The organism is [Flexibacter] sp. ATCC 35208, assembly GCF_001975825.1.
In the GTDB taxonomy this organism is placed as follows: domain Bacteria; phylum Bacteroidota; class Bacteroidia; order Chitinophagales; family Chitinophagaceae; genus Chitinophaga.
In genome coordinates this window covers 25,281-34,128 of the sequence record NZ_MTKN01000078.1, presented here as the reverse complement: position 1 = coordinate 34,128, position 8,848 = coordinate 25,281, and the positions used below count along the sequence as shown (strand labels likewise).

Here is an 8,848-nt window from a genome sequence, read left to right as displayed (position 1 = left end):
TATTTTCAAAGAAAAAAGGGGGCGCTACCTTGGGTAGCGCCCCCTTTTTTTTATGAAGAAGAAATAATTACAAACTATCCAGTGCAGACTGTGCTTTATCTTTCATCGGCCCATTCATCCTCACTACTTCTTTAAACATCCTGCGGGCTTTTCCTGTCTGCCCTTTGCTACGATAGCAGACAGCCAGTTGATAACGGGACAGCTCCCCATATTTGGATTTACTATCTGAAAGGTGTTTATACCTCGAAATCGCTTCGTTTAAGTCACCTTGCTGATGGTAGACCATCGCTGCCTTATACAGGAATTCATCCGTACCTGTGGGTTGTACATCGGCGGTCTTTTTATCATCGTCATCATCCTTTTCCTTCTCTTTTTTAGGAGCAGGAGGGGTTTCTTTTTTCTCTGCTACCGGGGCAGGTGTTTCTTTAGCCGGTTGCAAAGTGGATTTTTCCTCCTTTTTGGCCGGTGGTGAAGTAGACTTATCGTCCTTTTGCTCTGCAGGAGGAGTTTTCTTTACAGAATCTTTTTGAGGAGCCGGTTTTGGTGCTACTGGCGCCGATGCCGCTTTGATGGTGTCTTTTTTCACCACAGGGATTGGTTTTACCTCCCCTGGCACAGGTTGCCTCCGTTGCAATGTATCTGCTACAGGAGCAGCATGAGCCGTAGCTGCCGCCCTTTCCGTTGCCTGTACTACCGGCTGACTCTGACTCGTCTGAATTGGTTCTATCACTTTGTCAGCTGCCGCTAACTGCTGTACCGGATTCATTGCCCTGAACCGATTCTGATGCTGTACCAGATAAACCCCGCCAGCACCCAGTGCTACGGCCGCGACTACCCAGAAATATATCAGGAAACTCTCTTTCTTCTGCTCCAACCGCTGATACCGTTCTACCTTCTGTGTAGTCGATACCTTGCGCACACTATTGCGGATATACTGCTGTATATTCACTGACAAGGGTTGGTACTGCTCTCTATGTTTCGCCTGCGATAATGCCTGCAACGCATCAAAGCAAAGATCACAATCCACCAGGTGCTGTTCCAGCAAATGTTTTTCCAGGTCTGTGAGCCGCCCGTCTAAATAACGGGGCAATTGGTCCCTGTTCATACACCGAACCGTGCTGAAGATCTTGAGTATCTTATCGTTATTTTCCAAATTACTGCTCATTGGATTGTTTCATGAGTATTGAAGCCATATGCTGTTTAGCATTTTTCAGGATCTGCCTGGCTTTTTCGATGGAATACTTCTTACTCCCGGCCAACTGGGCCAAAGGCTGCTGTTCCAGGTAAAATTTCGTCAGGAATAATTTCTCCTCAGCGGGCAATTGACTAATCACCACATTCATCTGCGCTAAGAGCTGCTGCTGTTCCTTTTGGTTCATAGCAGCATGTTCAATCCTGTTTTCGACTTGCTGGATTTCTCTGGATTCAGTTGTAGAGAAGAAGGGCAGATTCCTGTCAGACTTATCCTGAATGGCCTTTACATTGTAATGGATCCACTCATTCACCTTATGAATGGTTTGGGTCTTCAAAGAATTACTCAGGCGCTGTAGCAGCACCGGAAACACTTCATCCGCGCCCCTTCCGGGGGCGGTATTTAAATAAGGCAGGCATACAGCCACCATGAGGTGACTATACCTTTCCAAAAGAACACCTTCGGCTTCCTGGTCTTTCAACTTTCTCGCCCGGGATATTAATTCTTTGTCCGACAAATTAGTTAACTGCTGTAGCATAGTGTTACCTATATTTACATATGAGAACCCAAAAGGTTTCATTAGACATATAATTATTTTAGACAATTAATATGCCATATGCAATTACGGTGGTGCCTGTCATGCCTTTAAGGGCAGAACCTGCCCACAGAAGTGAAATGATCTCACAGGCATTGTGGGGAGAATGCGTAACCATCACAGTACACGGACAAGATGGCTGGGTAAAGGTAAAATGTCAGTACGATGAATATGAGGGTTGGGTGACTGTTAACCACCTGGAAATCATAGAAGAAGAATTATTTAATGCGCCCTATACACACTACACTGCCAAATGGGCCAACACTGTCAGCATGAACGGTCAGCCTATGCAGGTGCCTTTGGGCTGCTTAGTAAAAACCACCGATGAGGCTGTAACAGTTTGGGGAAAGTATACGGTACAATTTGAGGAAAGCCTTTTAAAACCATTTTTGGACGAGGCAGGCCTGCGTGAACGGGCGTTTCAGTTCCTGAATACAGCCTATTTATGGGGCGGAAAGTCTGTATACGGCGTGGATTGTTCCGGCTTTACACAGACGGTTTTTAAGACGCTTGGGATCTCATTAATGAGAGATGCTTATCAGCAGGCGGCACAGGGTACGGTGGTAGATTTTTTACAGGAGGTGAGATTGGGAGACCTGGCGTTTTTTGACAATGAAGCGGGTAGGATCACGCATGTGGGAATTCTGTTGAATGATCAGGAGATCATACATTCATCTGGTAGGGTAAGGGTAGATCCAATAGATAATCAGGGGATCATTAATTCAGAGACAGGAGTGCGTACCCACAACCTCAGAATCATCAAACGATATATCTAAAACAATACGCCGATTTGTATGGCCGGCTGCAAGCCGGCCATACAAATCGGCTTGCAACAAAAAAGGTTTTGCCTCCGGCAAAACCTTTTTTGTTGCACTTTTTTAATTTAAAAGGGGGGCTGGCTGGCGCTCCCTTTTAAAAACTACTTATTGAACTTTTTCTTGTAGCCTTCAATGCTCTCAAGAATAATCCTTTCAGCAACTTCTTTATTCTGGAATTCAGCCACTTTAACTTCCTTATGCTCGAGTCTCTTGTACTCTTCAAAGAAGTGACGCATTTCAGCTGTGAAATGAGGCGGTAATTCAGAAATATCGTTAATATAGTTCACACTCATATCATTTGCAGCTACAGCGATGATCTTATCATCTGCCTCACCACCATCGATCATCTGCATTACACCGATAACCTTTGCTTCCATAATACACATTGGCACTACATCCACCTGTGACAGGATCAGGATATCCAATGGATCATGATCATCACAATATGTCTGAGGAATAAAGCCATAGTTTGCAGGGTAGTATACGGAAGAATACAGCACTCTGTCTAATTTAAGCAGACCAGTTTCCTTGTCCAGCTCATATTTAGCGCGGCAGCCTTTTGGTATTTCAATAATCGCATTTACGACTTTGGGTGATTCAGATCCTGTGCTGACTTGATGCCAGGGATTGTTCGTCGTCATCTTCAAAACTATTTATTTGTTTATTATTATTTTGGTGTCGCCGGCATCGTCAATATTACAAAAAGAAAGAAGCTGTCCAAGTCGGTTGCGGGACTTAGGTCAGCAGTTTAACTTTATGCAATGTGGAATTTAACTTTTGCTGGCGCGTAGCAAAAATAAGGAACTCAACTGTAAATCCAAACTTACAGGGATGTTAGGACTATTTTTGGTCCGGAGACTGTACTCCAACCGAATCCGGCTGCATCGCGCTGGCAGAATCCATGATCGGGGTAGCCGGAGGCATATAATTAGGAATTATACTTTCTAATGACAGCGATATTTTCCACTGGCCATTCTCTTTCACCAACTGTAAACGCTCCTGCTGTTTAGAGGAAGAGTTAAGCACGGTCACCGTCGCTTTATCTCCATTTTCCTCTGCATTTACGACCTCTATACCCGCTTTTTTGATCTTTTCTCTTTCTGTCTCATTCCTGCGGGCATCAAAAAATGAATATAACTGAATCACCTGCTGCGATTCCCTCGTCGCGTAATCTCTGGCGAGATCGAAGTTAGATTCCTGAATAGCATGCATAAAATTCAGTGCTACCTCCTGTGGGGAAGCCCGCTTTTTGCAACCGCTCAGTACAACACCGGATATTAAAACCAGGACAAGAAAGCGCAGATAATTGGTCATGCAATTGTTCATTATAGATAAGAGGTAACAAAAATAGGAGGAAAGTATAAATTTACAAAAAAGCGATAATGAGTTAGTGGCCATGGTTGCAGACTTGTATTCCCTAAAAGAATAATTGTTGTGTCTGGCCATCGGTACAGGTTCGTGTTGTTGTTCAATTCGCATAATAAAAAGTGAACATACAATAAACGCTGTTAAGGAAGTGTTAATTATCCCTGCGCTCCTCTTTTTCTTTATCTCTGTCCCGGTCTCTGTCCCTTTCCCTGTTACGGTGATTTTGATTTTGTTGCTGGTATTGTTCCTCTTTTTCTTTTGCCGCATCGTATGCACGTATAATCGCTTTTACCAGGCGGTGTCTTACCACATCTTCTTCATCCAGTTCCAGATAGCCAATACCATCTACGTTACGGAGAATACGACTGGCTTTTGTCAGACCTGACTGCTGATTTTTGGGCAGATCCACCTGCGTCATATCACCGGTGATGATCGCTTTTGCACTTGGACCGATACGGGTCAGGAACATTTTCATCTGTAGGTCGGTCGCATTCTGCGCTTCATCCAGAATAATGAAGGAGTTGTCCAGTGTACGGCCACGCATGTATGCCAGCGGAGCAATTTCAATGACACGGTTGGTCATATAATAGCTCAGTTTATCTGCTGGGATCATGTCGTCGAGGGCATCATACAGTGGGCGCAGGTATGGATCAATCTTTTCTTTGAGATCGCCTGGGAGGAAGCCAAGGTTTTCACCAGCTTCTACGGCAGGACGGGTAAGGATGATTTTCCTGACAGCCTTATTTTTCAGAGCACGAACAGCAAGTGCTACAGCAGTATACGTCTTACCGGTACCAGCAGGGCCGATGGCGAAGATGATGTCATTCTTTTCTGCCATCGCTACCATCTTTTTCTGATTGGCGGTCCTTGCTCTTACATTGCGGCCGTTAGGACCAAATACGAGGATTTCGTTGGAATTACGGTCTTTGAAGTTATCAACCGCTTCTTCGTCTCCTAAAATTTGTTCAAAGTAATTTTCACTAAGGTTACCATTGCGCTCAAGGTAAGAAATGATTTGAGTGATTTTTTCCTGTGCTGTCGCTACTTCTTCCGGTGCACCGGAGATTTTGAGTTGAGTACCCCGGGAGAGAATCTTTAACAGCGGGAATTTTTTCTTCAGCAGGTCGAGCTTTCCATTGTTGACCCCAAAAAATTCTATAGGGTTAATGCTGTCTAAGTTGATGATTGATTCTGTCAAGTGTTGTCTTATTTAAGAGTGAAAAGGGACTGCCGGTCAAATCACGCACGGCTGTCATAAAAGCTGTGACAATAACCACGCCAAAGCCTGTTTCTTACATAGTTCTCTTACTTTGTCAGGATGATGATATGCAGCCGCAACGATCATTTCGTATTCAATGTTAAAAAACTGTAAGCATTTTGCAAAATGCCCCTTTTGATTTATTACCAAAATTAATGGGAAAACGACCTCAATGCAATTTTTAACAGGGAATATTCACAGGAAGTTCAAAAGAATAAATGAAAAGATTGTGATTGCGCTATGGGCTTGTAGAAAAATATCTACCAAAAAATAATAATATATTCCTTATTTTTAAGACCTTATCCTACAGAAAATTATGAATGATGCCATTATAAACAAGGCACTCGCTTCGTTTGTACCGGCACTGTTACTAGACCTTTATGGAAACCTGTTATCGGCCAATGATAAGGCCAGGGGACTTGTGCAGTTACCGGGGGGGAATGTAGAAAAAGTCCATTATGATCACCTGTTCGGAGAGAGAACGGGCGTATACTGGGGAGCATTATTAGCAACCTTTCAAAACGGACTAAAAGCTTGCGTGGAATTTGCAGGTCCGGATGGGCAATGGACAGCATGGCAGTTGTTGGCCCAGGATGAATATTTTGTACTACTGGGGCATGAAACAGCCCAGCCAGATAAACTATTTTTTCACCTTCCATTGGGTATTCAACAATTCTCAGTGGATGGCTACCCTATAAAAAGCAACGCTTTACAACAAGCTGTCTGGGGCCCTCATCACCCTATTTTTATACAGCCTGGATACAATATCCTCCGGGATCCGGTATATCGCCAGATCGGCCTTGGCCAACTATTTGAGGAAGTAGCCGAAACCGGCCGGTCCGCTAAAAAAGAGATCTTACTCCGCTACCAGGAAAATACCGTTGGCGATTCCATCCGGCTATCTCCCTGTTATTATGAGGCGATCGTTTTCCCGGCTTTCAACCAGCAACGACAAATTACAGATCTATACCTGCTGCTCAAGGAAGTTACAGCGCAAAAATTGACCCTCATGGGTTTGGAAAAGAGTGCCCGCCTGCTGGAAAGTGTCGTGGAGCATCTGCCTATCGGCTATGTACAGTTCGATCACCATGGTTTCATGCGCCGGATCAACCACACTCACCGGGAGTTTTTGAAGGTACGGCCAGGCCTTGTAGAAGGCGCTTACAACATCATGAGCGATCCTTTTGCCTGTTTGTATGGGTTTAACGAACTTTTTATGACGGTAGTGACAGAGAATAAAATGGTCCGCAAAGAAATTGAAGTCGACTTCTCTGCCGAGACCATCTTTACAGACCTGTCGGAGGTTCGCTGGATGGACTATACCCTTTTCCCACTCCAGGATCCTGTAAATAAAAAGACAATTGTCGTTGCACTCATCAACGATATCACTGACACGAAGCTTGAACATTTCATGCGTACTGAGCTGCAGCGTAATACAGAACAGTTGCACCTCTTCTTCGACGCTGTTGATATGGGATACGCCACCCTGGAGCGCGACGGCCGGGTCAACTTCATCAACAGAAAGGCTGCACAAATGGCCGGTGTGGAAATTCAGCCAGGGAGTAATATCTTTGACATTATCCCTGAGTTTAGAACGCCGTCTCCATTTTTGGACAGATTGGCACAGGCAATGAAAAGTACTGTATCAGAATCTTTCAGCAGTTACTTTTACAGGGTAGACAAGTGTTACGATTTCCTTGTCACACCTATGCGTGACAACACTGTCTCCGTTTTCATCCGGGATATTACCGGTAGCCGTAAACTGCAAAAAGAATTACACAGGGCAAATAGTCAGCTGAGTAAGCTGAACCGGAACTTATTGAATCAAAACCAGCAGCTGGAAGACTTTGCGCATATCACTTCGCACAACCTGCGGGCGCCCATCGCCAACCTGAAAGCACTGATGCAACTGCACAATCATTCCGATGAAGAAGAGGAGAAGATCGAATACCTGGGTATGCTCGAATCTGTGATCAACAAAACAGATGAGACACTCAATGACCTGGTAAACGTAGTGCAGATACGAAAAGAAACGGATATCCAGCAGGAAGTGATTTCGTTCGAAGAGAGACTGGAATATGTATTGCATGTACTGATGCAGGAAGTGAACCAGAGCGGTCTGCGCATTACCACGGACTTTCAGGAAGCATCAATGATCAGGTTTCCCCGTATATATTTAGACAGCATTCTGCAAAACCTGATCACCAACGCCATCCGTTACCGCATGCCCGATGTGCCGCCAACCCTGCACTTCAGCAGCCGGAAAGAGAAAGGCATGATCACGCTCACTGCGGAAGACAATGGAATGGGGATTGATATGAACCGCTTTGGCAGCAAGCTATTTGGGTTCAGGAAAACCTTTCATAAAAATGCTGACGCAAAAGGAATCGGCTTATTTATTACCAAAACTCAGGTAGAAGCAATGGGAGGAAGTATAAGTGCAGAAAGTAGACCTGGCTGGGGTACCAAATTTATTATTACCTTTAAAACCGAATAAATCCCTGTATGCAACTGCTCAATATGATCTTTATTGTTGACGATGACCCGATTCATCAGCAAATAGCGAACCTGATGATCAAACGACAAGGGATCGGGGAGAAGGTGAAGGCATTTTCTGAAGCACAGGACGCGCTCAAGTACCTGCGCGAATACATTTACGAGCCGGACCTGCTGCCAGACCTGATTTTGCTTGATCTGAACATGCCAGTCATGGATGGCTGGGATTTCCTGAATGATTATGCCGGATTCTATGAGCAACTACCAAAGAAGATCGGCATTTTTGTACTCACTTCCTCTATCGATGATAGTGATAGAAAGAAGGTAGACGATTATGCTTTTGTAAAAGGGTACCTCACGAAACCTTTATCCAGCGAGATTATCAACAAGCTCCAGGCGGAGTAAAAATAAAAAATCCCGCCATTTATAGTGGGCGGGACCAAATATGTGTTTGAACACGATTATGCATACTTCAGTGCCTTAATGGCTTCAGCAGGATCCGGGGCATTGAATACCGAACTGCCAGCTACCAATACATCGGCTCCGGCCGCTATTATATCCGCAGCATTGTCCGCAGTAATACCTCCATCTACTTCAATTAATGCATGTGCCTGATGAGCATCTATCAGGGCGCGTAACTGCTTTATTTTAGTCAATGACTGGTCTATGAAGTGCTGACCGCCGAAACCGGGGTTCACGCTCATGATGAGCACGAGGTCGACGTCTTTGATCACATTTTCCAGCAGCTGTACGGGTGTATGTGGGTTCAGGGCTACGCCTGCCTGCATGCCGAGGTTTTTGATCTGCTGGATATTGCGATGTAAGTGGGTACATGCTTCATAGTGTACGGTTAGAATGTCTGCACCGGCCTTTTTGAAGTCTTCCGCATACTTCTCCGGTTCTTCTATCATCAGGTGCACATCACAGATCTTGCGGGCTGCTCTTTTTATATGGGAAATGACGGGGAGTCCAAAGCTGATATTAGGCACAAAACGTCCGTCCATTACATCGAGGTGCAACCAGTCCGCCTCACTGTTATTCAGCATGTCTACTTCCTTGCCGAGCTCCAGGAAATTGGAGGCAAGGAGGGAGGGGGCTATAAGGGTGGTCTTCTTTTTCAA

9 protein-coding genes are annotated in these 8,848 nt (G+C 44.9%); 3 read left to right on the top strand and 6 right to left on the bottom strand.

The features are described 5' to 3' along the window. Positions 1 to 67: 67 nt before the first annotated feature. Positions 68 to 1,165, bottom strand: coding sequence for a tetratricopeptide repeat protein (locus tag BW716_RS30615; protein ID WP_083729882.1), 1,098 nt, complete (start codon positions 1,163 to 1,165; stop codon positions 68 to 70). Continuing rightward, positions 1,155 to 1,730 carry a sigma-70 family RNA polymerase sigma factor gene (locus BW716_RS30610; RefSeq protein ID WP_143709132.1) on the bottom strand — a complete coding sequence of 192 codons (576 nt, stop codon included), beginning with the start codon at positions 1,728 to 1,730 and terminating at the stop codon, positions 1,155 to 1,157. The genes BW716_RS30615 and BW716_RS30610 overlap by 11 nt, the downstream gene beginning before the upstream one ends. 71 nt (positions 1,731 to 1,801) lie before the next feature. Between BW716_RS30610 and BW716_RS30605 the strand changes: the two genes are divergently transcribed. After that, positions 1,802 to 2,563 (top strand): C40 family peptidase, encoded by a 762-nt coding sequence (locus BW716_RS30605; protein ID WP_083729880.1) that lies wholly within the window; start codon positions 1,802 to 1,804, stop codon positions 2,561 to 2,563. A 143-nt stretch (positions 2,564 to 2,706) separates the two neighbouring features. Here the strand turns inward: BW716_RS30605 and BW716_RS30600 are convergent, their stop codons facing one another. From BW716_RS30600 to BW716_RS30590, 3 genes are all read right to left on the bottom strand, one after another. Then, complete coding sequence (locus tag BW716_RS30600) at positions 2,707 to 3,246, bottom strand: inorganic diphosphatase (protein WP_083729879.1); 540 nt, start codon at positions 3,244 to 3,246, stop codon at positions 2,707 to 2,709. Between the two features lie 199 nt (positions 3,247 to 3,445). Beyond that, positions 3,446 to 3,919 carry a DUF4878 domain-containing protein gene (locus BW716_RS37160; RefSeq protein WP_179091339.1) on the bottom strand — a complete coding sequence of 158 codons (474 nt, stop codon included), beginning with the start codon at positions 3,917 to 3,919 and terminating at the stop codon, positions 3,446 to 3,448. Positions 3,920 to 4,124: 205 nt separating this feature from the next. Then, entirely contained in the window at positions 4,125 to 5,171 is a 1,047-nt protein-coding gene (locus BW716_RS30590) for a PhoH family protein (RefSeq protein WP_083729877.1), read from the bottom strand. Between the two features lie 376 nt (positions 5,172 to 5,547). On the opposite strand from BW716_RS30590, the gene BW716_RS30585 reads away from it, so the two are divergent. Beyond that, on the top strand, positions 5,548 to 7,728 hold the full coding sequence (locus tag BW716_RS30585; protein WP_083729876.1) for an ATP-binding protein: 2,181 nt from the start codon (positions 5,548 to 5,550) through the stop codon (positions 7,726 to 7,728). A gap of 8 nt (positions 7,729 to 7,736) precedes the next feature. Further along, complete coding sequence (locus tag BW716_RS30580) at positions 7,737 to 8,132, top strand: response regulator (RefSeq protein ID WP_083729875.1); 396 nt, start codon at positions 7,737 to 7,739, stop codon at positions 8,130 to 8,132. Between the two features lie 56 nt (positions 8,133 to 8,188). On the opposite strand, the gene rpe is transcribed toward BW716_RS30580, so the two are convergent. Further along, entirely contained in the window at positions 8,189 to 8,848 is a 660-nt protein-coding gene (rpe, locus tag BW716_RS30575; protein WP_083729874.1) for a ribulose-phosphate 3-epimerase, read from the bottom strand.

What these genes read in the sequence shown, in the direction of transcription:
- BW716_RS30585 (WP_083729876.1), top strand. Translation starts at nt 5,548, where the DNA reads ATGAATGATGCCATTATAAACAAGGCACTCGCTTCGTTTGTACCGGCA.
- BW716_RS30615 (WP_083729882.1), bottom strand. Translation starts at nt 1,165, where the DNA reads ATGAGCAGTAATTTGGAAAATAACGATAAGATACTCAAGATCTTCAGC.
- BW716_RS30600 (WP_083729879.1), bottom strand. Translation starts at nt 3,246, where the DNA reads ATGACGACGAACAATCCCTGGCATCAAGTCAGCACAGGATCTGAATCA.
- BW716_RS30605 (WP_083729880.1), top strand. Translation starts at nt 1,802, where the DNA reads ATGCCATATGCAATTACGGTGGTGCCTGTCATGCCTTTAAGGGCAGAA.
- BW716_RS30610 (WP_143709132.1), bottom strand. Translation starts at nt 1,730, where the DNA reads ATGCTACAGCAGTTAACTAATTTGTCGGACAAAGAATTAATATCCCGG.
- BW716_RS30580 (WP_083729875.1), top strand. Translation starts at nt 7,737, where the DNA reads ATGCAACTGCTCAATATGATCTTTATTGTTGACGATGACCCGATTCAT.
- BW716_RS37160 (WP_179091339.1), bottom strand. Translation starts at nt 3,919, where the DNA reads ATGACCAATTATCTGCGCTTTCTTGTCCTGGTTTTAATATCCGGTGTT.